The following is a 25,946-nucleotide window of genomic DNA, read 5'->3' as shown; positions in this document are numbered from 1 at the left end:
AGGTCGCGCGACCCCAGTGAGCACCGAGACTGGCACACACACGTCTGCAGCTGACAGCAGCCCGACAAGCAACCTGCCGAACTCAGCCGTTGCTGACGTCGACGATGACCTTGACTGCTCCGGCGCTGCGGTCTGCAGCAGTCCTAAATGCGTGGGCCGCATCACCGAGTTCGAAGCGATGACTGATCAACGCATCGGGGAGCCCTGGAAGCCGACCGAGCACCTCGGCCGCGATGTCGACCTCGCGGCGTCCGTCGTGATGACCCCAATACAACGCCGTGCGGAGTTGCACTTCCTTCAGACCGAGCGCCAAACCGGGCAGGTTGACATCACTCCAGTAGATACCTGGCACGAGCACCGTACCCGCCGAGCGCACTGCGCCGATGGCAGCGGCCAGCGATGACTCGCTACCGGCTGCATCGATCACGATGTCGTAACCCGAGCCGAGTTCGTCTGCTCGAACCGGTCGAAGGCCCAAACGTTCGGCAGCTGCAAACTGCGCCTCGTGACGAGCGACGATGTCGATCTGGTCGACCCCTCGGTCTTGAGTGACAGCAGCGACAACGAGTCCGACTGTGCCGGCGCCGATCACGGCAATGCGCATTCCGGCAACGGGATCAACCTTGTTGACCGCGTGGACTCCCACGGCGATCGGCTCGACAAGGCTGGCCGCCTCGGCGCTGACGCCCTCAGGGAGCGGGACAAGGCACTGCGCATCGACGACCAGTTCGTCGGCCATTCCGCCGTCGATGTGAATGCCATGGACTCGGCGGCTGCCCACCGAGCACATGTGTTGATCACCTCGTCGGCAGGCTGCGCACTCGCCGCAGAAGGCCATCGGCTGGATCGCAACCAAACGCCCTTCGTACACGGCCGAAATCTCGTGGCCGAGGGTGACGCCGCTCGGCCCCATGCCGATGACGTGCAGGTCCGACCCGCAAATACCGACCGCGACCGGACGTACCGTGACCGGGTCAATCATCCCTGCAGCCTGAGGGCTGGGCACATCGACGACGGCCACACCATCAGAGGTGGCTTGAACCGCTCTCATCGCGCCATCGGTTCAGGCGTCGACTGCGGAAAGCATTTCGTCGGCAGCAGTCCACGGATCAGTGGTGCGGGCAACGACTTCATCGGTCAGCTCGTCCCACCGGTCACCGGTGCAGATCTCACGAGAGCGTCGGCCGAGGCGGTTGGCAATGATCTCGCGGAGTTCCTCACGCAACCGGAACGTGCGGCGGCGTTCGAGTTCACCGGATGCTTCCGAGGCTGCGCGATGTTCAAGCACAGCGTCCCAGATGTCGGTCACTCCTTGCCCGGTTGTGCCTACGGCCGCGATGATTGGCGGCCGCCAAGCGTCGTGTGCCATTGCGCCCAATTCGAGCATCTGCATCAGGTCGCGCTGGGTCTCTTCAACGCCCTTGCGGTCAGCCTTATTGATCACGAAGATGTCAGCGATCTCCATCAGACCGGCCTTGTTGGCCTGCACGCTGTCACCCCACCCGGGGTTGACGACGACGACCGTGGTGTCGGCCTTGCCGGCAACTTCGACTTCGACCTGGCCAACCCCCACGGTTTCGACCAGGATCCATTTGCGGCCGATCGCATCAAGGACGCGCACGGCTTCGGGAGTGGCCAGCGAAAGCCCACCGAGGTGACCGCGCGTGGCCATTGATCGGATGAAAACGCCAGGGTCGGTGGCGTGATCTTGCATTCGCACGCGGTCGCCGAGGATCGCACCACCCGTGAACGGCGACGACGGGTCGATGGCGAGCACCGCGACCTCGAGGTCGAGCGAGCGGACGTGGCCAATGATTGCGCTGGTCAGCGTGCTCTTGCCTGCGCCGGGTGCGCCGGTCAGGCCCACGGTGTAGGCCTCGCCACTCCGGGAGTAGGCGAGACGACCGACTTCGCGAGCTTCGTCCTCGCCTCGTTCGATCAGTGAGAGCAGACGGGCAAGCGCGCTGCGATCACCTTCGAGGGCGGCAGCGAAAAGTTCAGCTGGTGGTTTGCGTTGGCGAGCCATGAAGACGGTGAGGTTGCAGCGCCGGTCAGGCGAGGACTTCTTCGGCGATGTTGACCACTTCAGTCACACCGTCGACGCGATCGCGCATGATGCGCTCGATCCCAGCCTTGAGGGTAACTGTTGATGCCGGGCAGCCGACGCATGCGCCAGTCAACTCGACTTCGACCCTCCCGGTGTCTTCGCACACCGCGTGCAGGACAATGTCACCACCATCGGCCTGGATTGCCGGGCGGATCACTTCAATTGCGGCTTCGACCTGTTCACGCATACTGCCTCAATTCGGTGGGCCCACCCGGGGAGTCGATGGAGCTCAACATTCATTCAATCACCACAGCCCGTACGATCCCTAGCTGTGCGCATTCGTTCGTCGCAGCTTGCGATTCAAGCCATCCTCGCCCACGAGGGCGGTTGGGACGAGTTCCTGCTCGTTGGCGGCCCGATCGTGGTGATCATCGGCCTCCTCGTGCTGGCCAAGCACCGCGTCGATGCGATCTCACGCACCGACACGGAACAGCCAAGCGATCCGACCACCCCTTCGAAATCGTCGACACCGTCGAAATAGCGAGTCGGAGTGGGCCGAGTCGTCCGGAGGGTCCCCGGCGGACGTTTCATCCGACGAGCAGGTGTGAGCGGACCCACGCCCCCGACCTACTCGCCACGGCGCGGGCGCAACGCTGGGAACCCGTTGAAACACTGCGAGCGCTCCTCACCGAAGAACTCACCGGGCGCCAGGCATCCTCGATCCGCACCCGGATGAATACCGCCGGGTTCCCGACCGGCAAAACGTTTGACACCTGGAACCAGGCAGTCAGTTCCGTTCCCGAGCCAACAGCACGATCGCTGCAAACTCTCGAGTGGATCGAACGACACAAGAACCTCGTCGTTGCCGGGCGATCAAGAAACTGATGGCCACCAACGGGCAGTTCTACTGTCCGCCAGTGGGCAGATCGAATTGGCCCTTGACACTCCGGTGAGGTCATCATCGAGAAAAATGCTGAGCGGGAGGGTAGAGCACAACAACGACCCAATCCCAACGACCCGCACCAAGATCTCCAAGCGCAGCCCCCTCGACGTGCCCAGCCCACAAGATCGTGCCCCCAACTCGCTTGAGCAACGGCATGTCTGCCTTGCTGTAGTGCGCGTATGCATCCCAGCCGCATCTCCGAGCTGAAGTGGATCGCCAACGACGATACGCGATGGGTGGTACGAAATAGAACAGACCGAGAGGTTGCAGCCTGGTAGCAGGCGAAGTCCAGCACTCTCAGCGGTCCGAACCCCGCTGAAAAATGACGCCACCCGGGCACTCTCCGATGCCGGTACTTTCGGGAGGCGAGGCACCTCAACGCTGAGACACCGAGCACCGGCCGAATCACGCGCCGCAGGTTTTCGACCGGTGTTACTGTGTGACATTCGTCATCGCATCGAAGGAGAATCGTCATGTTCGCAATGGCCGACATCACCCGCACGCACGCCGCGCAACGGCCCGACAAACCGGCGCTCATCTGCGACGACCGCACGTTGACGTACGGCGAGTTGCACACCGAGAGCTGTCGAGTCGCGAACGCCCTCCTCGATGCCGGGGTCACACCGCAAGATCGTGTGGGATTCATCGGGAAGAACATCCCCGAGTACTTCACCCTCAGCTACGGCGCTGCGAAGCTGAACGCCGTGCCGGTGGCCGTCAACTGGCGGCTGGCGCCACCCGAGATGGCATTCATCCTCGATAACGCGGAGGCGAAGGTGGTGCTTGTAGAAGGCGAGTTCCTCGGTCATCTCGACAAGATGGAACTGCCGCGCAACCCGCTCATCATCGAGGTGGGCGGGAACGGCGCCAACGTGTCCTATAGCGAATGGATCGAGGATCGATCGGACGATGATCCGGGTTACCCGGTCGCTCCTGACGACACTGGCTCCCAGCTCTACACGTCCGGTACCACAGGCCTCCCGAAGGGAGCGGAGCTCACCAACCGGAACTTCGAGGCGATCATGGAACCAATCAGCGACATGATCGGGGTGACATCGGACAGCGTCATGTTGCACATCCTCCCGATGTTCCACATCGGTGGCAGCGGCGTCGCGAGTGTCGGGCTGTTCAACGGGGCGACCAACGTCGTCCACCGCGATGTCGACCCGGGTCGAATCTTCGCCGACATCCCGAAGCACAAGGTCACGGCGAGCTTCATGGTGCCTGCGCTGCTGCAGGTCCTTCCGATGATCCCGGGCGCGTCGGATGTCGACTTCTCGTCGCTGGAGACGATCTTCTACGGCGCGTCGCCGATCACCGAGGAGGCGCTGGTTGCGTCGATGGCACTGCTCAAGTGTCGCCACGCTCAGGCGTACGGCCTCACCGAAACCACTGGCGTCGTCACCTGGCTCCCACCCGAAGACCACGACCCGGGAGGTCCACGCACAAAACTCCTGCGTTCGGCCGGGACGCCCGTCGACGGCGTCGAATTGAGGATCGTCGATGATGCCGGCAACGACCAACCGGACGGTGAAGTCGGTGAAGTCTGGGTGCGTACGTTGCAGAACATGAAGGGCTACTGGCGAAATCCCGACGCCACCGCTGAGGCGTTTCCCGAGGGACGCGACGCCGATGGTCTCGGGTGGTTCCGCACCGGCGACGCGGGCTACATGGATGACGGCTACCTGTTCATCCACGACCGGGTGAAGGACATGATCGTGTCCGGCGGAGAGAACATCTACCCGGCCGAGATCGAGAACGCGATCATCTCCCATCCCGGCGTGGCCGACGTCGCCGTCATCGGCATCCCGAGCGAGCGGTGGGGCGAGTCGCCACTCGCATTGATCGTTGCCGCCGAGGGTGCCGACCCGACGCAGGAGGAGGTCATCGCGCATTGCGTCGAACGGCTGGCACGATTCAAGTTGCCGACGGCCGTCAAACGTATCGATGCAATTCCGCGCAACCCGTCCGGGAAGATCCTCAAGGTCGACCTACGTAAGCCGTACTGGGAAGGCCGCGACCGAGCCGTCAACTGATCACACGTCATCGCGGACCGGGAACCTGCCGACACGCGCCACGCTTCCGGCGAAGTCGTGCGCTCTCAGCGGTCCGAGCCCGCTCCGTAATCGCGTGAGCCGGGCACGCTCGACACTGTCCGATATCGAAGCCTGTTTGTGAGTAATCGCCCAAGGGTCGCACGAGGAATGCACCAGGTTGCCGGTGGCTGACGTCGACAAGATCGTCGATGCCGCTTTTGCGTCGGTCCGAACTCCCTGATCAAACCGAGCGCAGCGTGGCAGCGCGACCGTCGACGGTCTGGGCCTGGATGACGTAGAACGCGGCTTCCCTGGCCAGCCGTTGTGCCGGGTGGTTGAGATCCATGCCGCTGCCGCCGCGAGCTGCGAGGAGCGCCGTCGTCGCCCGCTGACCGAGGTTGAGACAGGCTGCCCGGTGGTCGCTCGCCTCCGCCAGCAGCACATCGTCCGCAGCGCCGCCGAGCGACTCAACGACCGCGCGATCGCGCAGCCAAATGTTCTCCAGCTCCGTTCGTAGACGTCGAGCAGCGTCTCCTGCCGGATCATCAGGGCCACGCACCTCATCTGCAAGTAGTCGGGTGGCACGATCCGCGACACCCAGTACCCCCGTCTGACCTGCCGCTGCTCGAATGCGATCACTGGCCCGCCACGCCGCTGCGTCATCGACGCCAAGCACGCGGTCGTCCGGCACGACCAGACCGTGAAACCGAAGGGCCACCGTACCGGTCGAGCCGAAGACCGCAAGGGCAAGAGGCAACACGCCAAGGCCCGATTGCTCGACACCGTCGATCAGCGTCCAGATCACCTCGCCGCCTTCGGATTCGGCTGCCACCGTGAACACTTCGGCGATGCCCCACGACGTCGCCCACGGTGCAAACCCGTCGAGCCGCCATCCGCCAGGCACGCGTGTCGCCGTGACTGCACGCTGGTCGGCTCGTCGGACGTGAGCAAAGGCCGTACCCGCCACGACCTCGCCACGACACAACCGAGAGAGCCACGCGTCGCGTAACTCGCCGTTCGACGCCTCACTGACCGTTCGGACGACTCCGTGATGCTGCGCCCAGGCGAAAAACGTCGCACCGCATCCACTGCTGACAGCTGCCATGACACCTCGCAGTTCATGAACGTCGAGCCCGCCGAAGCCCAGTTCCGCCGGCCCGACGATGCCGAACAACCCAGCGTCGGCCAGCACCGAAAACCGATCGAGTGGAATAAGCGCCGACCGGTCGACGTCTTGTGAGGCGGGGAACAAATCCTCATCTGCGATTCGCTGCGCAACTGCGATGGGCGACTCGACCTCGGCTGGGGGCATGGCAGGCAGTCTCACGACTCAGACGCGTGCACGACAAGTCGGGCCTGCCATGATCAGGCCATGCTCGACGTGATCACAGCCGACCAAATCGATGCCGCACTCCCCTGGCCGCTCGCGATCACCGTCCTGCGCGCCGGATTCCTCGCCGGTGATTCGGTGACCACTCCGCAGCGCCACCACCACTCAATGGGAACCGGCGCCGATTCGCCGACGCTCCTCCTGATGCCCTCATGGAGCGACGAGTACGCCGGCGTCAAACTCGTCACCGTCTTTCCCACGAACCGCGACACCGACATTGCGACAATCAACGGCAACTACCTCCTGCTGAACGGCACGACCGGCGTGCCCCTCGCCCTCCTCGATGGCGGAGCGCTGACCGCCCGCCGAACTGCAGCGGCCTCGGTCCTTGCCGCAACGATGCTCGCTCGACCTGATTCGCACCGTCTCGTGGTTGTTGGTTCCGGTCGCCTCGCCGCCGAGCTGGCACGGGGCTACTGCACGCTGTTCCCCATCGACGAGGTCACCGTCTGGAACCATCGATCAGCGGGCGCCGAGCAACTCGCAGCGGCATTGTGCGACGAGGGCCTCCCCGCAACTTCGACGACCGATCTCGACGCAGCGTGTGCCACTGCCGACATCGTCACCTGCGCCACGATGTCTTCAACGCCTGTGGTCTCGGGTGACTCGTTGAGAGCCGGCTGCCACCTTGACCTCGTCGGTGCGTTCACCCCGGCCATGCGCGAAGCCGATGACGCGGCAATCGGGCGAGCGCGAGTCTTTGTCGACACGATGGTCGGGGCGCTCACCGAGGCCGGTGACATCCTGCAGCCAATCCAGAGCGGCGCGCTGAACGAGAGCGACATCGAGGCCGACCTCTTCAGCCTGTGTCGGGGTTTCGACGTGCAACGCACCGACGACGACATCACGCTCTTCAAGTCGGTGGGCCACGCCCTCGAAGACCTCGTCAGCGCGGCAGCGGTCTACGAGGCCCTCGGTCAGCTACCAGGGTAAAGGCGGACCATCAGCGCTGTAGGCGGCGCCACAACCACCACTGCAGCGCTGCGAACGCGTCGACAGCAACGGCCATTGCGAGGACCGTGACATTGCCGGCACCCGAGTACCACCCGAGCAGCACGGTCACGACACTGCCCACGACCCAACCAACATCGCCGAGCACCACCTGCGGCACCAGCTTCTTCAGCACCTTGGGCGACGCCGTCGACAGCCATCCAACGAATGCAGCAAAGCCGACGAGGCCAAGGCCAACCAGCCTGATCCAGCCAGGGCGCGCTGTGCCCAGAACATCGTCCACCGTCTCTGGCATTGCTGCCATCAACGCACCAAACACGATCGAGTTCGCAGCGTTGATGCGCAGTACGAACCGCAGCCGAGCCACGACCAATCCGATCTGGTTCGTTCGGGTCAGTTCGGTCGTTGCGGCCATGGCACCAAGCTTCGCCCAGACGTTGTTCGAAAGCGATGACCTCCGAGGTCATGGAACTCGCTCACGCCCGGTTCTACGGTTGCCGACATGACCAACATCGCTCAGAGCTCAATCGGCGCCGGCGGGTTACTCCGCAACTGGCGCCAGCGAAGGCGCATGAGTCAATTGGATCTCGCGTCCAGCGCACAGGTCTCCACCCGACACCTGTCGTACGTCGAGACCGGTCGATCGACTCCAAGCCGGGAACTGCTGCTGCACCTCGCCCGGCACCTCGATGTGCCTCCCCGTGAACAGAACGACCTCCTCCTCGCAGCCGGTTACGCGCCGACGTTCAGCGAACTCGACCTCGGTGATCCCGCGATGCGGCCCGTCCTGACGGCAATCGACGCGATACTCACCGGTAGCGAGCCCAACCCGACGCTCGTGATGGATCGGTACTGGAACCTCGTTCGTGCGAACGCAGCTGCGCTCACCCTGGTTGACGGCATCGCTCCAGAACTGCTCGGCCCGCCACTCAACGTCCTGCGGGTCACCCTGCATCCAGACGGACTCGCTCCGTCCGTTGTCAACTTCGACGCCGTGGCCGCCCACCTGATCCATCGGCTGCGTCGCCAGCACGCCATCAGTGGCGACCCAGTACTGGCTGACCTGCTTGCCGAGGCCGAAGCCCTTGCGCCCAGCGCCAGCGACATCCACCCACTCAATGCCGCCGCCGCACTTGAACTCCATCTTCGGCGCAACGGCATCGATGCTCGCTATCTTTCGGTCGTGTCGACCTTCGGCACCGCCCTCGACATCACCGCTTCCGAGCTGACGATCGAGACCTTCTACACAGTTGGATGATGCACAGTTGGATGATGCAGAGTTGATTAATGACAGGATCGCCAAATGAGTGAGTTCTTCGTCGAACTGCCCGACCGACAGGTAACGATCTGTGCCGACCGAGCCGGCGAGGGTCCGCCGCTGGTCGTTCTCAACGGCACAGCCAGCGATCTCCGCAACGCACCCAACGCACTTGCGTGGCCGATCGCCGAGCACTTCGACGTGCTGACCTTCGATCATCGCTGCCTCGGCCGTTCCGTGCAGCATGACCCGGACCATCAACCCTCGATGGCCGACTTCGCCGACGACGTCCTGGCGCTGTGCGACCAGCAGGGCTTGGACGAATTCGCCGTCCTCGGCATCTCGTTCGGCGGGATGGTCGCACAGGAACTCGCTATCGGCGCAGGCTCACGGGTGAGTCGAATGGTGCTCGCCTGCACCTCGAGCGGAGGCGCAGGAGGAGCCTCCTACCCGCTCCACAATGGACCGCCGAACGGCACGTCCTACGACCTCGCCCTCTGGGACTCACGAGTCGGCACCGACGATGCCGTCACCAAGCTGATCACGCAGCTATTCGGGCACCGCGACCGCCCGAGCACACCGCCACCCGGCCTGGTGCAGCAGCTCAGTGCCCGCGCTCACCACGACACGTTCGACCGGCTCGACCAGATCACAGCGCCCACGCTTGTGGCCCACGGACTGTTCGACGGTATCGCTCCCCCGTCGAACAGCGAAGCGATTGCCAAGCGCATCCCGAATTCGGTGCTCGCTACGTTTGACGGGGGGCACCCATTTCTGTGGCAAGACCGAAGTGCCTGGCCCGCTGTGATCGATTTTTTGCGAAGCTGAGCGAGATTCTTTATGCGGCTGATTTAGTAACCGGCAACGGGCAGCACCTGATCGAGGAGCGCTTGAAGCACCTGCTCTTGCAGCTCGGCTGAGTTGCGGAAATGGATGCCATCGGAGCGCAGCCCTTGGCTTGCGTCGCAGTCACCGTCGGGGCACAACCAGTTGGAGTAGTCGAACTGGTTCCCATCGAGCTGATCGAATGCCGCGTTCAGACAGTCTGTTCCCGGGCTCCGATCCGCAATCGGTATCGCTGGCGGTGCCACCGACGAGAACACCACCGTTGCCGACTCGGCGAACCGACTGATCATCGCTTGATATTCGAATCGCCAGCGGTCGTCGAAGCCCGCCTCGCACGGTGTGATGATGGAGCCGTCATCGAGTTCGCGCCCGCCACCGACGCCTGGCCAACCGAAGAGGAGGTACACGACGTCGGGTGCAAACAGATCCACGACGTCGCCGAATCGGTCGGCGCTTTGGCAGTCCCGAGGGTCACCCAGTTGCAACCCGTCGAGCAGCCACCATTTGCCTTCACGGACCATTGAGCAGGCGATCTGCCCATCATTGCGCACCACCACATCGCCGAACCTTTCGGTGGCGATCTCGGTGATCTGCTGGCTCGTCAGTGACTCTGCAACCGAGTCGCCGATGATCTGTACACGCAGCGGCCGATCTGGCAGCGGCACCACCGTCGCCACGCTCGTCACCGAGACCGTCGATGCCCCCGTCGATGCACTCGGTGAAGCAAGCGAGGTCGTCGGCAGCTCGGCATCCGGCGTTGGCTCGGTACCTCCAGAATCGGTTGACACCGGTGGCGATGACTACGTCGTGGTCACTGCCAGCGGAATTGTAAATGGTGCGTCATCCATCCGACGATTTTCCGTAGCCGATGCCACAGTTGCGCCAACGACGAGTGCGCCGACAGCGATCGAATAACCGACGGCGCGACGGGGCGCGGCCAACTTCGGCATCGGGGCATTCCGTTCGACGGCGAACCACGATGCTGCGGTCAACAGCGCAGTCACAACGACCCAGAGCGCACCGATCGCGATGCCGCTGAGCCCGGTTCGTTCGGAGTCGAGCACCACGATTACCGGCCAATGCCAGAGGTACACGCCGTACGACACCCGACCGATGCTGACGAGCGTGCGGTTGGACAGCACCCGTTGGAGTACCCCCTCCGAAGTCGCTGCCCACATCGCAGTGATTGACAGCAGCGCAATCATCAGGAACCCTGGCCCGTAGAGCCACCGCTCGTCGCCGCGCAATGTCGCTCCAAACGCGACCAAGCCAATCATGCTCGCCAGCCCTGCAATGTCGGCGGTACGTGAACGTTGGGCTCGGCGGAGACCCAGTGCGCCAGCCGCTGCACCAACCGCCAGGCCAACTGCCCGCGTGTCGGTCCCGAAGTACAGGCGGCTCAGGCCCTGGCCATCGTCAGAGGCCAACACGGTGGCGAGCACGACCGAGCCTGCCGCAACTGCAACTGCGACACCTGCAACAGCGCGCCGGACCCGCTTCGTGCCGGTGAGTCGCAAGACGACAACCAACACGACCGGCCAGACCAGGTAAAACTGTTCTTCGACTGCCAGCGACCAGGCGTGCTCGAGCAGCGAGGGCGATTCGTATAAGGCAAAGTAGTCGCGGCCTTGGCCGACCTGACCCCAATTGGCCACGTAGAGCAGCGCATAACCCACGTCGCGGCCCACGCGTTGCAGCGCTCCACCGCCTGCAATCAGCGAATAGCCGACGACGGCAGCGCACACCAACAACATCGCAGGAAGCAAGCGCCGCGCCCGACGTGCCCAGAACGCTCCAAGCGCAAGCCGATCGTTCCGGTCAATCTCGGCGAGTGCGAGTGCGGTGATGAGGTACCCAGAGATGACGAAGAAGACGTCGACACCGATGAATCCCCCGCTGACCGCGCCCGCATGGAACAGGAAGACTGCACCGACGGAGAGGGCGCGAAGCCCGTCGATGCCTGGCTCGTATTTCAACCGACGCGGCGGATGTCGGCGCCAACAGCGCTCAATCGGCCGACCAGATCGTCATAGCCACGATCGATGTGATGGACGCCCGAGATGATGGTCTCACCTTCGGCGGCGAGGCCAGCCACGACCATTGCTGCGCCGGCGCGAATGTCGTGGGCCTGTACTTCGGCGCCAGACAGGCGTGGGACGCCGCGGATCACTGCGTGGTGGCCAGTCGTACTGATGTCAGCACCCAGCCGCTGCAACTCCTCGACGTAGCGGAAGCGGCCGGGGTAGAGGTTTTCAGTGACGATGCCGACGCCGTCGGCGACCGACAGCATCGTGATGATCAGGGGCTTGTAGTCGGTGGCGATACCGGGATACGGCAAGGTGGCGACATCAATGGACCGCATTCGTTCCGGCGCAACGACGTGCAGCCCCGACGCGCCGTCGATCTCGACCGGTGACATCTGCAGGCCCATGTCACCGAAGCGATCGAGCAGCATTGTCATGTCGTCGGGCCGAATGCCGAGCACGTTGAGTTCGCCATTCGAGACTGCGGTGGCTGCGAGGTAAGTGGCCGCCTGGATGCGGTCGGGCACGGTGTAGTAGCTCACCGGGCGAAGCGCGTCGCGGTCGACGCCCTCAATGGTCAGCGTCGAGGTCCCAATGCCCGACACGTCAGCGCCCATCGCAACGAGAAAGTTGCAGAGGTCGGTGATCTCGGGCTCGCGAGCACAGTTGTCGATCGTCGTACGACCCTCGGCGAACACTGCGGCAGTGAGCAGGTTCTCGGTGGCTCCGACGCTCGGAAAGTCGAAGGTGATGTCAGCACCGTGGAGGCGCTCGCAGCGGGCTTCGAGGTACTCGTCGGTGAACTTGAACTCGGCACCCATGGCTTTGAGACCGCTGATATGCATGTCGATCGGTCGAGCGCCGAAGTCGTCGCCACCCGGCATCGACAGGCGAACCTCCCCACACCGAGTGAGGAGTGGCCCAAGCACGTTGATCGACGCGCGGATCTTCTCGACGAGTTCGTAGGGAGCGACCGGTGTGATCTGACCGGTGTTGGTCAGTAACAGCTGGCCGGGTGCGGGCCGCTGCATATTGACACCGAGTGCAGCGAGCAACTCACCCATGATCGTGACGTCGACAATGTCGGGCACGTTGGTCAGTTCGAACGTGCCATCAGTGAGCAACGTGGTCGCCATCAACTTCAGCACCGAGTTTTTTGCGCCCGGCACGTGGACGGTGCCCTTGATCGGACCCGAGCCACGCACGACGAACGTTTCGGTGTCGGCTCCAGTACTCATGACCCCCAGTATGCTCGGCCCGTGGAGCCCGGCGGTCGCATCGTGACCCGAACCTGGCCGCATGACAACGAACACATCGCATCGATCACGGTGGCCCGTGACGACGTCGTTCTCGAAGAGGCATCGGCGACCGAGCCGGGTGTCTTCAATCAGGTCCACGGGCCCTTCTCCACGTACCAGCGACACGTCGAGGTCAGCCCAGACGCAATCACCGAGACCACCACGTACCGACTGACAATTCCGTGGTTCGGTTGGCTCTTCCGCATCCCTATCAAGCAGGTGCTCCGCCGCCGAGTGTCGCACCGCGGCTGGTGGTCACCGCCTGATCGGCTTGACGCCACACAGGTGCTCGTGATCGGTTTGCTGGCCGCTGCATCGATGAGCGCAGCCTTCATCAACACGCTGTTCACACAGACCGCCAAGTTCGCTGCCGACGACTTCGGGGTCGGCGACTCCGGTGTCGGCTACGCAGGAGCGATTGTGCGCGCCGGCATCATCGTGGCGCTGCCTGCAGCAGTGCTCGCCGATCGGATTGGTCGGCGACGTGTGATGGTTGCGGTCGCGTGGATTGCGCCCCTGCTGTCGATCCTCGGTGCCGCGGCACCCAATTTCGCCGTGCTCGTTGGCACCCAGACGCTCGCCCGCCCGATGGGCATCGCTCTCTCGTTTCTGGTCGGCGTCATGGCCGCCGAAGAGGTACCAAAAAACACCAGGGCCTACGCGATCAGCGTTCTCGCGATGGCCAGCGGCTTCGGCGCGGGAATTGCGGTCTCGTCACTGGCGCTCGCCGACCTCGGTCCAGGCGCGTGGCGCCTCGTGTACGTCGTCTCAGCAATCTGGTGCATCGTGGCGCTCGACCTGACGCGCCGGCTCCCAGAAACCCGCCGATTTGTGGCAGCAGCCGTCGAACGCACAGCACCACGCGTCCCACTCGACCGCAAGCGCATGGCGCTGCTCGGCTCCGTGGCGTTCATCGGCAACATCTTCATCTCGCCCGCCAGCTTCTTCCAGAACAGCTACCTCAGCGACGTGCGCGGCTATTCGGCGGGGCTGATCGGCCTTTTCTCACTCGTCGTCGGTACACCCGCTGCGATCGGCCTAATCATCGGTGGTCGGTTCGCCGACACGCATGGTCGTAAACCGCTGATCGCTGTCGCGCTGCCCCTCTCCACGCTTGCCGTCGTGCTGGCGTTCGCGTTCGGCGGACCGATCCTGTGGGCGTTCTCGTTCCTTGCCGGCATCACCGGCAGCATGGTGTTCCCGGCAATGGCGGTGTACCGCACCGAGCTCTTCCCGACCGGCAACCGCACACGTGCCGCGGGCATCATCACGGCGCTCGCGCTGCTCGGTGGAATCGGTGGCCTGATCGGCACCGGGCAGCTCATCGACGCTGGCTGGTCGTACGGCACGGTGATGGGAATGTTCGCCCTGGCCCAAGTCGTCGTCACGATCATCGTCATCACGTCGTACCCCGAGACCGCGCACCAAGAACTCGAAGACCTCAACCCAGAAGACGCCACCCTCATCATCGCCGGCGGGTAACGCTGTCACACTTTGGTCCGCTGTCACACTTTGGTCCGCTGTCACACTTTGGTCTGACCGGAGTGTGACAGAAACCAAGCAGATTCTGGTGTGACAGGTCTGACAGTGAGTGAGCGGGCTATGTCGGTGTGTCGGCGAGCGGTGTCGTGGAGAGCACGACGGGCCCATCGTTGGTGACCAGAACCTGTTGCTCGAGTTTGACCGATTCTCGTGCTCCGGATTCGCTGGCGAGGCTCTCGACGCACAGCACCATGCCGGCTTCAATGACGCCGTCGTAGCCGCCGATGTCGAAGTGATCTTGGTTCAGAATCAACGGGTATTCGTTGCAGAGACCAATGCCGTGGGCAATGCATGCATTGGTCAGCGAGTGGTAGGGCTCGGGTGGGAGGAGCGCGTGTTCGACGACGTCTCGGAAGGTGTTGCCGGGTTGCATCAGTTCGATGTTGTGTTGGACCTGTTGGTACGCAGCGTCATAGATCCGGCGTTGTTCGTCGGTTGGTGCGTCATCACCGGCGAGCCAGGTGCGTGAAATGTCGATCGAGTAACCCCCGACGCCGATCATGTCGGTGTCGAAGGCGACGAGGTCGCCGCCCTCGATGACCTTGTTCGAGCATTCTTGATACCAGGGGTTGGTGTGTTGTCCGGACGTGAGGAGTCGGGTTTCGAACCACTCGCCTCCGGCCTCGATGTTCGCGGCGTGCAGGTGGGCCCACAGTTGTTGTTCGGTGATACCTGGTCGCAGGGCGTCGCGCATTCGAGCGATGCCGTCATCGCAGGCCGCCATCGCAGAGCTGATCATGGCGACTTCTTCAGGCGTCTTGATGACCTTGGCACGGTCGGCGACGGCTTGTCCGTCGATGACGTCGACGCCGTGGCGTTGCAACGCGTGAAGTCCGGCTGGATCGAGGCGGTCGACAGCAAGTCGTCGACGTCCCGTCGTGCTCGGGCCGAGCAGTGCAACAATCTCTTGGGCCCAGTTGGTGGCGAACTCGTCAACTCGGGGGCCAGCAACGAAGTGATACCAGCTGATGGCGTTGCGAACTTCAGCGACGTTGTGGTGCCCGTCGGAGAGGTGCTCGCAGCCCTTGAAGTCGAACAGCACAACCGGCCCCATGACGGGGACGTACGCATATCGACACGGGTTGTGTAGGGAGTAGACCTGCATATTCGACGTGCCAGTCGCGTAGCGGATGTTGATCGGGTCGTAGAAAACACCGGCATCGCACTCGGCAGCGGCGAGCGCTGCGCGGAGCCGCTCCAGTCGACCCGACTCCAGTGCGGTGGCGTCGGGTGCTGTTATTCCGGGTGAGCTGGTATTGAGCGAGCTGGTCTTGAGCGAGCCCGTTGTGAGCGAAGTGGCCGTCACAGCATCAGTCCGTCGTTGGATTGGAGCTTGGACTGCTCTGCGACCAGGTGGGCTTCGGTGACCCGACCGTAGACGGCACGAGTGCGGTCAACGGGGCCGATCACGCCGGGTCGATCGGCATAGCTGAGAACAGCGACGTGGCGATCAGTTGTTCCAGTCACTTTGCCGACCTTGTGCAACGAGTAACGGCCGAGGAAGATCTGGAGGTCGCCGGGCCGCAGATCAACCCGACGGATCGAGGGATGTTCGGGGTCGGCGAGCACGGCACCAAGGCCTTCGATGTTCTCGTCGCCAGGCCGACGAAGGTTTGGGACGTAGCAGAACAGACCCCCGGCGTCGGGTTGTTGCGTCATCAGGGTGACGACGTATTCGTTCGTGTCGTAGTGCCAGGAGAGTTCGTTGCCGGGAGGCACCACCGTGGCGATGAGGCCAGCAAGCGGGTCGGCGTACTCGAAGATGCTTTCGGCGCCGACGCAGTCCTTCACGAACGCCTTGAACTTCGGTGACGCGTAGAGCCGGTGCGCGACGGTGTGGGGCCCAATCATGTCGCGGGTGATGTGGCCCGTCCCGCGCCGAAAGGTCAGCCGACGCGGGTCATCGAGGGCGAGCTCTGCTTCGAGTCCTGGTCGGGAGTAGACGGTGCAACTCTCGTATCGAATTGGCACGCCACGCGCCAGGTCGGCAATCTCGGCGCCAGCCGTCCGTCGCGCTTGTGGTCGCAGGAAGTCGCGCAGCGTCAGACATCCGTGCTGGGCGATCTCACCGCGGCACTGGTCAACGAGCGCAGTCCATGCCGTCGAGTCGGGGTCGTTGAGTGGATAGCGGGTCGTATCGACGAGGTCGTCGAGCCACCCGAGTTCGGCGTCCGCGTACTGAATTTCCTGAGGCATAGCCAGATAGTGCGTCTCAACAGGGACTATTTGTCCAACGCATGTTGAACACATAACCCATGCACCAGGTGCATGTAACCTGTTCAGGTGGTACTTCGACTCGATATTCGACACTACGAAACCGTCGCAGCAATCATCGAACACGCCACGGTGACCAGCGCAGCGGTGGCGTTATCGATCAGCCAGTCAGCGCTCAGTCATCGACTGGCCGACGCGGAGCAACGCATGGGCGTCAAGCTGTTTGACCGCGGGCCCGGTCGCCGACTGCAGCCCACCGAGGCGGGCACCGTCGTCCAGCAAGCCGCCACGCTCGCGCTCGCAGAGTTGCAACGTTGCGAGGACGACGTGCTCCGGTCAGCGGGCCGATACAGCGCAACGGTTCGCGTCGCAGTCGAAACGTACGAGACCTACCATTGGTTCGCGCCGTTCCGCAGCCACCTGAGGGCCACTCACCCAACCATCGATGTGCAACTCGTCGTGATGGGCGCAGCCGCCGGTCGAAGCCTGGATCTGCGCGAGGTCGACATCGTGATCGCTCCCGGCAATCCGATCGGAGCACTCGCTTTTGTGCCGCTCTTCGTCGACGAACTGGCGGTGATAGTCGCCCCGACGCATCGCCTCGCCGACCGCAGTTCGGTCAGACCCCACGAACTCACCGACGAGAGCTATCTGACCTATAGCCGGGTGACCACGCCAGGATTCGAACACGAACGCTTCCTCAGCAAAGCAGAAATACGGCCACGGCTCATCACCGTCATCGGACACGTCAGCGCAATCGCCGAACTCGTGGCAGCAAACGCAGGCTTCAGCGTCCTCAGCCGCTGGGCGATGACCTCGATGATCGAATCAGGCCGCCTCACAGCGGTGCGCTGCGGCACCGACGGACTCCCGGTGCAATGGCATGCGCTGATGCGCGCCAACGAACCAACCGCCTCGGCTACTCGCGACGTTGCCGACCTCTTGGCAACGCATCTGTCGCCACCGGTTCACTGAAGGACTGCGGCGAGCGCGTCACACTTTGGTCTGACCTCGGTGTGACAACCTCGGCAGCATTGGGGGCTGTCGGGTAATCCGTTGTACGAACTCGGCAACGGCGTCAGCAATCAGGGCGTCTCGTCCTTTGAGGTCGTGGCGGGCGCCGTCGAGCCAGATGTGTTCGACCGAAGCGGAGATCGTCGCGGTCCACTGCTCGAGTTCCTCAGGCGTGCCGAACTCGTCTTTGGTGCCAGAGATGAAGAGACAGGGCACGGTGATGTCGGGCAAATGTTCGACGCGCAGCTTGTCGGGTTTCTTTGGTGGATGGAGGGGGTAGCCGAGCAGCACGAGCGCTGCGAGGTTCTTCACCGGGCCCGCCCCATCGACATCAGCAGCAACCATCGAGGCCATCCGCCCGCCCATCGAGTGGCCACCCATGATCAGCGGACTCCGGCGGCGAGAGATCTTGGTGAGGTCATCGCGAATCGACGCCATCAGCTTCGGTGCACGGTCAGGCGGCCCCGTCCGGCTTTCCTTCCGGTACGGGAAATCAAGTCGGCTGGTCCGTGCTGTCACTCGGTTTTCGATTGCCAGGAGCCGGGCGTGATGACGGTCGGACCCGGCACCCGGGTACAGAAAGACGCTCGGGGCAGCCATGCTGGGCTGGCTCAGCCTTTGGCGCTGAGGATGCGACGTGCTTCAGCCAGGTCGCTCATCGCCTTTGCCGCGTGGTCGCGATCACCGCCATGGTCGGGGTGCACATCACGCATCCCCTTGCGGAACTTCGAGGTGACCTCGCGCTTTGACGGCTTCTTGCTGCCGAGTTCGAATCCGAGGGTACTGAGGGCCCACCCGAGTGGGTCAGCGAGCGCTTCAAGAGTGGTCGTCTGCGATCCGGCGAGGTGAGCAATGAACGATGCTCCAATTGGGCCGCGCCATCTCGACGCCTTCTGCAGGACGTCTGCGGCGTTGCGCCGATATTCGGGTGCGAGGCGTTCCGCTGCATAGATCGCGCCAAGAACCTGGCTCAGATCGGTTCCGTTGCTGTTGAAATCGAACGAGATCTCGTCGCCGTCACCGATCAAGCGATGGTTGCTGACGGCGAGCCCATGGCGGTCGACCTGAAAACGGTGGCGGAGCCGCGGCTGCACGATTCGTCCGCCCTGGCCGACCTCGAGAATCAACCGGTGGACATCGGCAGCCTGATCATCGTTGAGGCCTCCGAGATGCGCCGCCACGACCGAACCCAGCAGCAGGCCACCGAAGCCCGGCGCCGGATCGACAGGCAGCACCATGTGGCCGAGAGCAACACGGCGCGTCGGCACGGCGGGCCGGGTGTGAAAGATCTCCAGCTCGGCGAGGAGCACGGTCAACGATGAGCTCGTTCGTCAGGTCAGATCGTCGAGTCAGACGTACGGTCGCAGCAGCGAACGAAGTTCTTGCGCCAAGCCGATGATGTCGGAGCCGTCGGCTTCTTCATCCTTGCCAGCCTTGGAACCCTCGGCGTCAGCCATGACTCGCTCGACGATTCGATCGACACCTGCAACGGCGCCAGCCCATGTTCGCTGAGCAAGCGCATACGGCGGGTGCATTTTGTCGATGAGCTGGGAGAGTTCGATCAGCTGCGTGCGGGACTTCGCATCGAACGGGTCTTTCGCCAGCTTGTCGGCAGCGAGGAAGATGGTGCTCAACGAGCCTTCCGGCGGCTCGTTGTCACCAGACTGGTCGGCGTTCATCAGCTCACCGCCTTCGATTGCATCGAGCAGGTCGTCGACAGCGTCTTCGGCTTCGACAGCGACCACGACGGCGTGGCCTTCCCAGCGATGCGGTACTTCTGATTCGACCAGCGCCTCGCTCAGCACCGCTCGGTCGGCGTCGGTCCATTCGTCGAGGTTGAACTCGGTCGATTCGGCGTCGGTTTCGAGCACAATCGGAAACGGGCCGAGCTCTTCTTCGAGCCGCTCGAAGATGGCGTCGACCTTTTCTTCATGCGTTTCGGGCACGATGAGCTCGCTACCGTCCCATGCATGGGGGACCAGCGCTTGGGCCATTGCCTCTGCCAGCTCAGCCTGCTGGTCGAGTGTCCACACGTCGACGTTGTAATGGACCTTGGCGACGTCTGGGTCGTTGGGATCAAAGTCCATCGTCTCGCCGGAACCGGCGGTTTCGTTCTGTTGTTCGGCGCCGCCGCCTCTGCTTACAAATGCCACAAGTGCACGCTACCTGCGGTCAGCGCGTGAGTGCTGTCAGAAACGCTTCCGTTCGCTCGTATTCATCTCGAATATTGGCCGGATCGCGGAATCCGTGCCCCTCACCGTCGTAGACGACGAACTCGACCTGACCGCCGCTCGACCGAATCGCTTCGACGACGGTTTCGCTCTGACTGATCGGCACAACGGGATCGTCGCTGCCGTGAAAGAGCAGCAGTGGTGCGTCGATGCGACCAGCGCGGTGCAGCGGCGACAGCTCGTCGTACCGCTCCCAGCCAACAACTGCGGGTTCGCCGACCAGCGTGTCGCAGTAGTGGGCTTCAAAGCGATGCGTCACCCTGGTCAGTGCCCGGAGATCACTGACCGGATACGAGGCCACACCACCGGCAACCAGGTCAGGATGGTCGGCAAGGACACCGAGCACGGTGAGACCACCGGACGATCCGCCCATCACCACACTGGTTGCCGGAGTCGCCCAGCCAGCAGCGTGACCATGCGCGATGAGTGCCGCTGTGTCGTCGACGTCGAAGCGACCCCACCCGCCGTTGAGCGCCTGCTGGAATTGGCGTCCATGCCCGGTCGTCCCCCGTGGATCAACGACCAGCACATCCCAGCCGCGACTCCACCAATATGAGATGCGGGGGCGAAAGTCCGCCTGCCACTGGTCCGTCGGCCCGCCGTGCACCCATGCCAGCAACTTCCCATTGCCTGCTGCATACCGCCGAGCAAACAGTCCATCGACCTCGATCACCTCGGGTTCGGGCAGCTCGAACTGCTGCCAGCCATCGGCGGGCCCCACGGCCAACACCGTGCGAGGCGGTTTGACGTCGAGGTCGCTCACGTCGTAGGTCACGATCTGCGTCGGTGTTACCGCACCGGTCCGCAGCGCAACGACGGTGTTGCCGTGCCAGCTCAGTTGACCGTGACCGCCCTTTCCAATGTTCGTGACGGCGCCGGTCGACCGCTCGACAACAATCAGTCGACCGAAGCCACGTTCGTTGCGGCACAGCGCAATCTGTTTTTCGTCGGGCGACAGAGCAAAGCTGCGCTGCCCCATTCCCCAGGTCGGCCCGGCCTGCTCGAATGCTTCGGCAAGGACCGGTTTGTCGTCGAGGTACACGTTGAGCCATCCGCTGGCATCGTGGACAACCGCAGTGCTCCCGGCGCTGATGAAGCGCGGCTGCTGGACCGCTGCGCCTTCCGGTCGCCACCGTTCACACGTGCCGTCAACGAGTACACACGTCACCCTGTGCGCAGCGTCCCACGGCATGGCTGGCGGGCTCCACCCCTGCCAGACAGCCGCCGACGAGTCAGGTGCCAGCTCAGGATCGAAACAAAAAGCGTCGCCGCCATCATCGAGGCGCCGCAGTGCTCGCGACCCGAGCTGCACTTTCCATACTTCGGCCTCATCGACGATGAACACCACGACCGAACCATCCGTCGACGGAGCTCGGCACTCACGTTCGAGTTCGGTGATCGGTTCGGGACGACCACCAACCGGCTGCCACCACAGCTCGCCGTCATTGGCCGCGTAGACCACACCGGTGCCGTCCGGGTGCCAATCGAAGCACCCGCCGCCTGTACCCCGACCGGGGGCTGGGTCGGGCCCGGTGCTCAGCGCCCGCTCAGCGCCACCCTCCACGGGCACGGTCATGATCGCTGCTGCGCCACGCCACCGCTGCACGAATGCAACGGTCTGCCCATCAGGGGAAATCTTCGGCTCGGTGAGGTCGCGGCCGGCGGTCAACAGCTCCAGAGGGACGTGCACACAGCGATGTTATGACCGGACGCGAAACCCTGTCGCTCATCGTCAACCAGCTCACGAGCGGCGGGTGGTCTGGGTCAATCGCCTCACCACCGATAATGTGCGGAAATGTCCGCACGCGAGAATCCTGACCGCAACCTGGCGATGGAGCTCGTACGAGCGACCGAATCTGCATGCCTCGCCGCTGCCCGATGGGTTGGGCGCGGCGACAAGAACGCGGCTGACGGTGCGGCCGTCAATGCAATGCGCCTCTCGCTGTCCACGGTCGCGATGAGCGGCACCGTCATCATTGGCGAGGGCGAAAAAGATGATGCTCCCATGCTCTACAACGGCGAAGAAGTCGGCGATGGTAGCCAGCCGGAGGTCGATGTGGCAGTCGACCCGATCGACGGTACGACACTCACCGCGCTTGGTAAGACCAACGCCTTGGCAGTCATCGCCGTCGCAGATCGCGGTTCAATGCTCGACCCCGGTCCGTCGTATTACATGAACAAGATCGCCGTCGGCCCCGATGCCGTCGGAGCAATCGATATCACCGCCAGCGCCACGCAGAACCTCCGCTGGATCGCGAAGGCAACACGCAAGGACATCGGCGATCTGACCTGCGTAATCCTCGATCGGCCGCGCCACGCCGAGCTGATCGCCGAGGTCCGCGCCAGCGGCTGCCGTATTCGCCTCATCACCGACGGCGACGTCTACGGCTCGGTGGCGACCTGCTGGCCCGATGCCGGCGTCGACGTCCTGATGGGCATCGGCGGCACGCCCGAGGCCGTGATCTCCGCTGCCGCCATGAAGGCAATGCAGGGTGAGATCCAGTGCCAGTTTTCTCCGCAAAGCGACGCCGAGATGACCGCCATGATCGACGCCGGGTTCGACCTCAATCGCATTCTGATGCAGGACGATCTGATCACCAGCGACAACTGCTTCTTTGCAGCGACCGGCCTCACGGACGGCGCGCTCCTTCGGGGCGTGCGGTTCGACAAACAGGGCGCCCGCACACAGAGTCTCGTGATGCGCTCGCGGAGTGGAACCGTCCGCATGATCGACGCCCGCCACCGCGTGTCGAAGCTCCGCGAGTTCGCCGCCATCGACTACTGACCCGCCTCGAGGCTTCTGATCCACATCAAACGGTCACAGCGTCCGCGCGAGTCTCCGCCCGATACGGGGCCTCGGCGTACCAGAAAAACCGAGGACTACACGGCGGATCTCGTCGAGTTGTTCTTCGACGTGGCGTTCGTCTTTGCGTTCAGCCAGATCGTCCACATGCTGGTTGTGCACCCCGATTGGGAGCACATCAGCAAGGCCCGACGACTCACGTATTCACCACAGCAACGGCTGAAACGCGGCGGCCGGTCAGTTGTCGAGCAGGCTCCGCCGGAGCCACTGGAACACGCGCCACCCGGTAAGTTCGCCCGCCATCGTGTCGGCAGCAATCGCCGCCGCCTCGTCGCTGATTGCCCGGCCATTCGGCGCCTTCACGTGCACCTCGGCAACGCGTTCGGCCATCACGAACCAGCCGACCGCCTCTTCCACGGTGCGCCCGACAGTGAGCAGGCCGTGGTTGCGCAGAATGCACAGTTTCGCCGCACCGAGCGATGCCGCGATTCGCTTGCCGCCATCAGTGGAAAGGATTTCAACTTCTTCGTCGTCGAAGAGCGCCTGGTCAAAGACGAACGCCATGGACTCTTGGCTGAGCGCACGAAACAGCTCGACGTTCGCCGACCAGGGCGTACCGAACTGGGTGTGCGTGTGACAGGCGCTCACCACGTCAGGGCGGGCTTCGAGGAGCGGCGCATGAATGTTGTAACCCGCCGTATTGACCGCACCGGTTGGGTTGCCGTCGGCATCGACAACGTCGCCACCCGGCCCGACAAGGACGAGTAGTTCCGGCGTGGCGGCGCTGAACGGGACACCCCAGTCGAGCAACCAAAAGTGATCGGTCAGAATTGGGTCACGCGCCGAGACGTGACCGTCACCGAGCTGCCCCCAACGTTGCGCGCCAAAGATGCGATACCCCAAGGCACACATCTCTTTGCGATGAGCACGCTCTGATTCAGGTGAGCGCACGGTGTCGTACGCGTCGACGCCAGGGAAATCCGGGTAGGAATCGCTCATATCCCGATCGTATGCGTTCTACGCTGAACAGATGGATCCGGATCTGATCGGAGCGGTGGCTGCGGTCCACCGCAGCGACGAGCACACCTTCTCCAAGGCCACATACGAATCGATCGAGTTGGTTGCCGGGCTGGGCGTGAACGGTGACGCTCACCAGGGCGCGAAGGTCAAGCACCGCTCGCGCGTGGCAGCGAACCCCGACCAGCCGAACCTCCGCCAGGTCCACCTGGTTATGAGCGAACTCCTCGACGAAGTTGCTGATGCGGGCCACAACATCGTCGCCGGCCAACTCGGTGAGAACATCACGACGACGGGGATCGACCTGATCGGTCTGCCCGTCGGTTCAATGCTCCGCATCGGCGACACAACACTCGTTGCGTTGACCGGCCTCCGCAACCCGTGCCCACAGATCAAGTCGGTCGGTGACGGCGTGATGAAGATGATGTTCATCGACGACCCGGACAATCCTGACGGGCCAAAAATCGGACGCACCGGCGTCATGGGCGTCGTCATCACAGGTGGCACCGTTGCGGCAGGCGATGCGATCAAGATCCGTTTCCCCGCTGGCCCGCTGACCCGCATGGAGAAGGTCTGACAGACGCTACGTTGGGCAGGTGCCCAAAATCGTGGATCATGTCGAGCGTCGCGGGCAACTTCTCGACGCCGCAGGCCAGGTGCTGTTGGAGCACGGCCTCGACGGGCTGACCACACGCCGGGTCACCGAAGCTGCGGGCGAAGCCAAGGGCGCTCTGTCGCACTACTTCGACAGCAAGGACGACCTCGTCCGCCAGCTGCTCGAGCGGTTCTACGACCGAATCCGCATGCGCTTGGCCGCTCGCCTGGCTGGCCTCTCCGGGCTCGATGCACTTCGCAAACTCATGCTCGAACTCCTCCCGCTCGATGACGCTCGACTGGGGGAAGCCCAGGCTGAACTGTCGTTTGTCGCTGCATCGGTTGGATCACCCGATCTTGCGGTCTGGTACCACGATCAGCGTCGCCGATTGACAAAGGTCCTGATGCGGTACACGAAGCAGGCGCAGGCTGCCGGAGAGATCGAGGCAAGCCGTTCGACAAAGGTGATCGCCAACGAGTTTCTCACGCTGATGGACGGCTTGAGCATGCAGGCCGTCCTCAACCCGTCGCCATCACATCGACGAATCCAACGGCAGCAGCTCAACTCCTTTCTCGACAGCCTGCACTGACCTGCTATTTTGGGCGAGTGCCCAGCGAACTGGATCCGACCACCATCGACGATCTTCGGACACCGGCCCTCGTCGTCGAGACATCGATCTTCGAAGCGAACTGCGCCGCGATGGATGCCGTCCTGCCAGGCAAGAAGCTCCGGCCCCACGTCAAGGCATTCAAGTCGACCGCCATGGCGCGCCGCCTCGCCGATGGCGGACACACCGGCTTCTGTGCAGCCACTCCCCTCGAAATCGAGGGGATGGTTGGAGCAGGCCTCGGCGACGACCTGCTCCTCGCCAACGAGTCACTCGACGTCGCCCGCCTCGGCGCCTTAGCTGACGACGCCAACATCACCATTGCGGTCGACTCTGACGTCACCCTCGACGCCGCCATCGCCGGTGGCATCCGAAGTGTGCTCATCGACGTCGAAATCGGCCTCCCCCGCTGTGGCTGCTCAATCGAGGACGCACCGCGGCTCGCCGAGAAGGCACGCTCGGCTGGCCTCGAGGTCCGCGGCGTGATGGGCTACGAGGGCCACTTGATGATGGTCCACGACCGCAGCGAACGCGTCGACAAGGTCGGAATGGCCACGTCGATCCTGCTCGAAGCTGCCGACCGCGTCGGCGGCGACATCGTGTCGGGTGGCGGTACCGGAACGTTTGATTCGAACACGTGGTGCACCGAAATTCAGGCCGGCAGTTATGCCCTGATGGACACCCAGTACCTGGAACTCGACCTCCCCTTCGAGTGTGCCCTGAGTGTGCTGGCCACCGTGATCTCCGTGAGCCCGAAGGGATGGATCGTCGTCGACTGCGGGCTCAAGTCGCTTGGAATGGACCACGGCAACCCCACATGGCCTGGCGGCAAGGTCTTCTTCTGCTCCGATGAGCACACGACGCTGTCGCCGACGGAGCTGACCGATTGGAAGGTCGGTGACCGCACGAGGCTTCTCCCGGCGCACGTTGATCCCACCGTTGCGAAGCACCAGCAGATGTGGGTCGTCGACGGAGACACCATCACCGACAAGTGGGACATCGACCTCCGCTTCTGGTGAACCTGTCACACTTTGGTCTGACCAAAGCGTGACAGAATTTCGAGCCGCGGTGGATCGGACAGTCAGGTCGAGGTGAGATGGCGCAGGATATCCGTATCGAGATGCTGCTCG

27 protein-coding genes are annotated in these 25,946 nt (G+C 63.6%); 12 read left to right on the top strand and 15 right to left on the bottom strand.

Annotated elements, in window-relative coordinates; translation table 11 throughout:
- Positions 1–82: 82 nt before the first annotated feature.
- From ACH2EI_RS01390 to ACH2EI_RS01380, 3 genes are all read right to left on the bottom strand, one after another.
- On the bottom strand, positions 83–982 hold the full coding sequence (locus tag ACH2EI_RS01390) for a zinc-binding dehydrogenase (protein WP_395154631.1): 900 nt from the start codon (positions 980–982) through the stop codon (positions 83–85).
- Between the two features lie 81 nt (positions 983–1,063).
- Positions 1,064–2,026: a methylmalonyl Co-A mutase-associated GTPase MeaB gene (meaB, locus tag ACH2EI_RS01385; RefSeq protein ID WP_395154630.1), complete on the bottom strand. Its 963-nt coding sequence runs from the start codon at positions 2,024–2,026 to the stop codon at positions 1,064–1,066.
- A 25-nt stretch (positions 2,027–2,051) separates the two neighbouring features.
- Positions 2,052–2,294, bottom strand: a complete 243-nt coding sequence (locus tag ACH2EI_RS01380) for a NifU family protein (RefSeq protein WP_395154629.1) — start codon at positions 2,292–2,294, stop codon at positions 2,052–2,054.
- Between the two features lie 84 nt (positions 2,295–2,378).
- Here ACH2EI_RS01380 and ACH2EI_RS01375 point away from each other — a divergent pair, with 84 nt between their 5' ends.
- The 3 genes from ACH2EI_RS01375 to ACH2EI_RS01365 all read left to right on the top strand — a co-directional run bounded on the left by ACH2EI_RS01375 (position 2,379) and on the right by ACH2EI_RS01365 (position 5,026).
- On the top strand, positions 2,379–2,588 hold the full coding sequence (locus tag ACH2EI_RS01375; RefSeq protein ID WP_395158914.1) for a hypothetical protein: 210 nt from the start codon (positions 2,379–2,381) through the stop codon (positions 2,586–2,588).
- Positions 2,567–2,932, top strand: coding sequence for an ATP-binding protein (locus tag ACH2EI_RS01370; protein ID WP_395154644.1), 366 nt, complete (start codon positions 2,567–2,569; stop codon positions 2,930–2,932). The genes ACH2EI_RS01375 and ACH2EI_RS01370 overlap by 22 nt, the downstream gene beginning before the upstream one ends.
- A 531-nt stretch (positions 2,933–3,463) precedes the next feature.
- A complete protein-coding gene (locus ACH2EI_RS01365; RefSeq protein ID WP_395158912.1) occupies positions 3,464–5,026 on the top strand; it encodes a long-chain-fatty-acid--CoA ligase in 1,563 nt (520 codons plus the stop codon).
- 241 nt (positions 5,027–5,267) lie between these two features.
- Here the strand turns inward: ACH2EI_RS01365 and ACH2EI_RS01360 are convergent, their stop codons facing one another.
- The gene (locus ACH2EI_RS01360) at positions 5,268–6,338 is read right to left on the bottom strand and encodes an acyl-CoA dehydrogenase family protein (protein ID WP_395154627.1); all 1,071 of its coding nucleotides are present in this window, start codon (positions 6,336–6,338) and stop codon (positions 5,268–5,270) included.
- 60 nt (positions 6,339–6,398) lie between these two features.
- Between ACH2EI_RS01360 and ACH2EI_RS01355 the strand changes: the two genes are divergently transcribed.
- Positions 6,399–7,349 (top strand): ornithine cyclodeaminase family protein, encoded by a 951-nt coding sequence (locus tag ACH2EI_RS01355; RefSeq protein ID WP_395154626.1) that lies wholly within the window; start codon positions 6,399–6,401, stop codon positions 7,347–7,349.
- A gap of 10 nt (positions 7,350–7,359) precedes the next feature.
- On the opposite strand, the gene ACH2EI_RS01350 is transcribed toward ACH2EI_RS01355, so the two are convergent.
- Positions 7,360–7,782: a hypothetical protein gene (locus ACH2EI_RS01350; protein WP_395154625.1), complete on the bottom strand. Its 423-nt coding sequence runs from the start codon at positions 7,780–7,782 to the stop codon at positions 7,360–7,362.
- A gap of 87 nt (positions 7,783–7,869) precedes the next feature.
- On the opposite strand from ACH2EI_RS01350, the gene ACH2EI_RS01345 reads away from it, so the two are divergent.
- Both ACH2EI_RS01345 and ACH2EI_RS01340 read left to right on the top strand, forming a co-directional pair.
- Positions 7,870–8,625, top strand: coding sequence for a helix-turn-helix domain-containing protein (locus tag ACH2EI_RS01345; RefSeq protein ID WP_395158910.1), 756 nt, complete (start codon positions 7,870–7,872; stop codon positions 8,623–8,625).
- A 45-nt stretch (positions 8,626–8,670) separates the two neighbouring features.
- Positions 8,671–9,453 carry an alpha/beta fold hydrolase gene (locus ACH2EI_RS01340; RefSeq protein WP_395154623.1) on the top strand — a complete coding sequence of 261 codons (783 nt, stop codon included), beginning with the start codon at positions 8,671–8,673 and terminating at the stop codon, positions 9,451–9,453.
- A gap of 23 nt (positions 9,454–9,476) precedes the next feature.
- Here the strand turns inward: ACH2EI_RS01340 and ACH2EI_RS01335 are convergent, their stop codons facing one another.
- The 3 genes from ACH2EI_RS01335 to murA are packed head-to-tail and all read right to left on the bottom strand — an operon-like array spanning position 9,477 to position 12,733.
- The gene (locus ACH2EI_RS01335; protein ID WP_395154622.1) at positions 9,477–10,259 is read right to left on the bottom strand and encodes a hypothetical protein; all 783 of its coding nucleotides are present in this window, start codon (positions 10,257–10,259) and stop codon (positions 9,477–9,479) included.
- Between the two features lie 12 nt (positions 10,260–10,271).
- A complete protein-coding gene (locus tag ACH2EI_RS01330; protein WP_395154621.1) occupies positions 10,272–11,447 on the bottom strand; it encodes an acyltransferase family protein in 1,176 nt (391 codons plus the stop codon).
- Positions 11,444–12,733, bottom strand: a complete 1,290-nt coding sequence (gene murA / locus ACH2EI_RS01325) for a UDP-N-acetylglucosamine 1-carboxyvinyltransferase (protein ID WP_395158908.1) — start codon at positions 12,731–12,733, stop codon at positions 11,444–11,446. The genes ACH2EI_RS01330 and murA overlap by 4 nt, the downstream gene beginning before the upstream one ends.
- 21 nt (positions 12,734–12,754) lie before the next feature.
- Here murA and ACH2EI_RS01320 point away from each other — a divergent pair, with 21 nt between their 5' ends.
- Positions 12,755–14,275, top strand: coding sequence for an MFS transporter (locus ACH2EI_RS01320; RefSeq protein WP_395151565.1), 1,521 nt, complete (start codon positions 12,755–12,757; stop codon positions 14,273–14,275).
- A gap of 118 nt (positions 14,276–14,393) precedes the next feature.
- Here the strand turns inward: ACH2EI_RS01320 and ACH2EI_RS01315 are convergent, their stop codons facing one another.
- Positions 14,394–15,641, bottom strand: a complete 1,248-nt coding sequence (locus ACH2EI_RS01315) for a M24 family metallopeptidase (protein ID WP_395154790.1) — start codon at positions 15,639–15,641, stop codon at positions 14,394–14,396.
- Positions 15,638–16,531: a hypothetical protein gene (locus ACH2EI_RS01310; RefSeq protein ID WP_395154791.1), complete on the bottom strand. Its 894-nt coding sequence runs from the start codon at positions 16,529–16,531 to the stop codon at positions 15,638–15,640. The genes ACH2EI_RS01315 and ACH2EI_RS01310 overlap by 4 nt, the downstream gene beginning before the upstream one ends.
- An 87-nt stretch (positions 16,532–16,618) precedes the next feature.
- On the opposite strand from ACH2EI_RS01310, the gene ACH2EI_RS01305 reads away from it, so the two are divergent.
- Entirely contained in the window at positions 16,619–17,524 is a 906-nt protein-coding gene (locus tag ACH2EI_RS01305) for a LysR family transcriptional regulator (RefSeq protein ID WP_395154792.1), read from the top strand.
- 18 nt (positions 17,525–17,542) lie between these two features.
- Here ACH2EI_RS01305 and ACH2EI_RS01300 read toward each other — a convergent pair whose 3' ends face one another.
- From ACH2EI_RS01300 to ACH2EI_RS01285, 4 genes are read right to left on the bottom strand one after another with little or no spacing between them, the layout of a single operon-like run.
- Positions 17,543–18,163, bottom strand: a complete 621-nt coding sequence (locus ACH2EI_RS01300; RefSeq protein WP_395154793.1) for an alpha/beta family hydrolase — start codon at positions 18,161–18,163, stop codon at positions 17,543–17,545.
- Positions 18,164–18,174: 11 nt separating this feature from the next.
- The gene (locus tag ACH2EI_RS01295; RefSeq protein WP_395154794.1) at positions 18,175–18,879 is read right to left on the bottom strand and encodes a hypothetical protein; all 705 of its coding nucleotides are present in this window, start codon (positions 18,877–18,879) and stop codon (positions 18,175–18,177) included.
- 33 nt (positions 18,880–18,912) lie between these two features.
- The gene (locus tag ACH2EI_RS01290) at positions 18,913–19,716 is read right to left on the bottom strand and encodes a hypothetical protein (RefSeq protein ID WP_395154795.1); all 804 of its coding nucleotides are present in this window, start codon (positions 19,714–19,716) and stop codon (positions 18,913–18,915) included.
- A gap of 19 nt (positions 19,717–19,735) precedes the next feature.
- Complete coding sequence (locus ACH2EI_RS01285; protein ID WP_395154796.1) at positions 19,736–21,484, bottom strand: S9 family peptidase; 1,749 nt, start codon at positions 21,482–21,484, stop codon at positions 19,736–19,738.
- A 105-nt stretch (positions 21,485–21,589) separates the two neighbouring features.
- Here ACH2EI_RS01285 and glpX point away from each other — a divergent pair, with 105 nt between their 5' ends.
- Positions 21,590–22,579, top strand: coding sequence for a class II fructose-bisphosphatase (glpX, locus tag ACH2EI_RS01280; protein WP_395154797.1), 990 nt, complete (start codon positions 21,590–21,592; stop codon positions 22,577–22,579).
- Between the two features lie 255 nt (positions 22,580–22,834).
- Here glpX and ACH2EI_RS01275 read toward each other — a convergent pair whose 3' ends face one another.
- Positions 22,835–23,596: a class II aldolase/adducin family protein gene (locus ACH2EI_RS01275; RefSeq protein ID WP_395154798.1), complete on the bottom strand. Its 762-nt coding sequence runs from the start codon at positions 23,594–23,596 to the stop codon at positions 22,835–22,837.
- Between the two features lie 31 nt (positions 23,597–23,627).
- Here ACH2EI_RS01275 and ACH2EI_RS01270 point away from each other — a divergent pair, with 31 nt between their 5' ends.
- Genes ACH2EI_RS01270 through ACH2EI_RS01260 form a run of 3 tightly spaced genes read left to right on the top strand, consistent with a single transcriptional unit; the run spans position 23,628 to position 25,835 of the window.
- Positions 23,628–24,191 carry an MOSC domain-containing protein gene (locus tag ACH2EI_RS01270; protein WP_395158906.1) on the top strand — a complete coding sequence of 188 codons (564 nt, stop codon included), beginning with the start codon at positions 23,628–23,630 and terminating at the stop codon, positions 24,189–24,191.
- Positions 24,192–24,210: 19 nt separating this feature from the next.
- Positions 24,211–24,798, top strand: coding sequence for a TetR/AcrR family transcriptional regulator (locus tag ACH2EI_RS01265; RefSeq protein WP_395154800.1), 588 nt, complete (start codon positions 24,211–24,213; stop codon positions 24,796–24,798).
- A 17-nt stretch (positions 24,799–24,815) separates the two neighbouring features.
- The gene (locus tag ACH2EI_RS01260) at positions 24,816–25,835 is read left to right on the top strand and encodes an alanine racemase (RefSeq protein ID WP_395154801.1); all 1,020 of its coding nucleotides are present in this window, start codon (positions 24,816–24,818) and stop codon (positions 25,833–25,835) included.
- Positions 25,836–25,946 lie beyond the last annotated feature (111 nt).

Source organism: Ilumatobacter sp. (assembly GCF_041688325.1).
Taxonomy (GTDB): Bacteria; Actinomycetota; Acidimicrobiia; order Acidimicrobiales; family Ilumatobacteraceae; genus Ilumatobacter_A.
The sequence above is the reverse complement of the archived record's forward strand: the minus strand, read 5'-3'. Positions and strand labels throughout refer to the sequence as shown.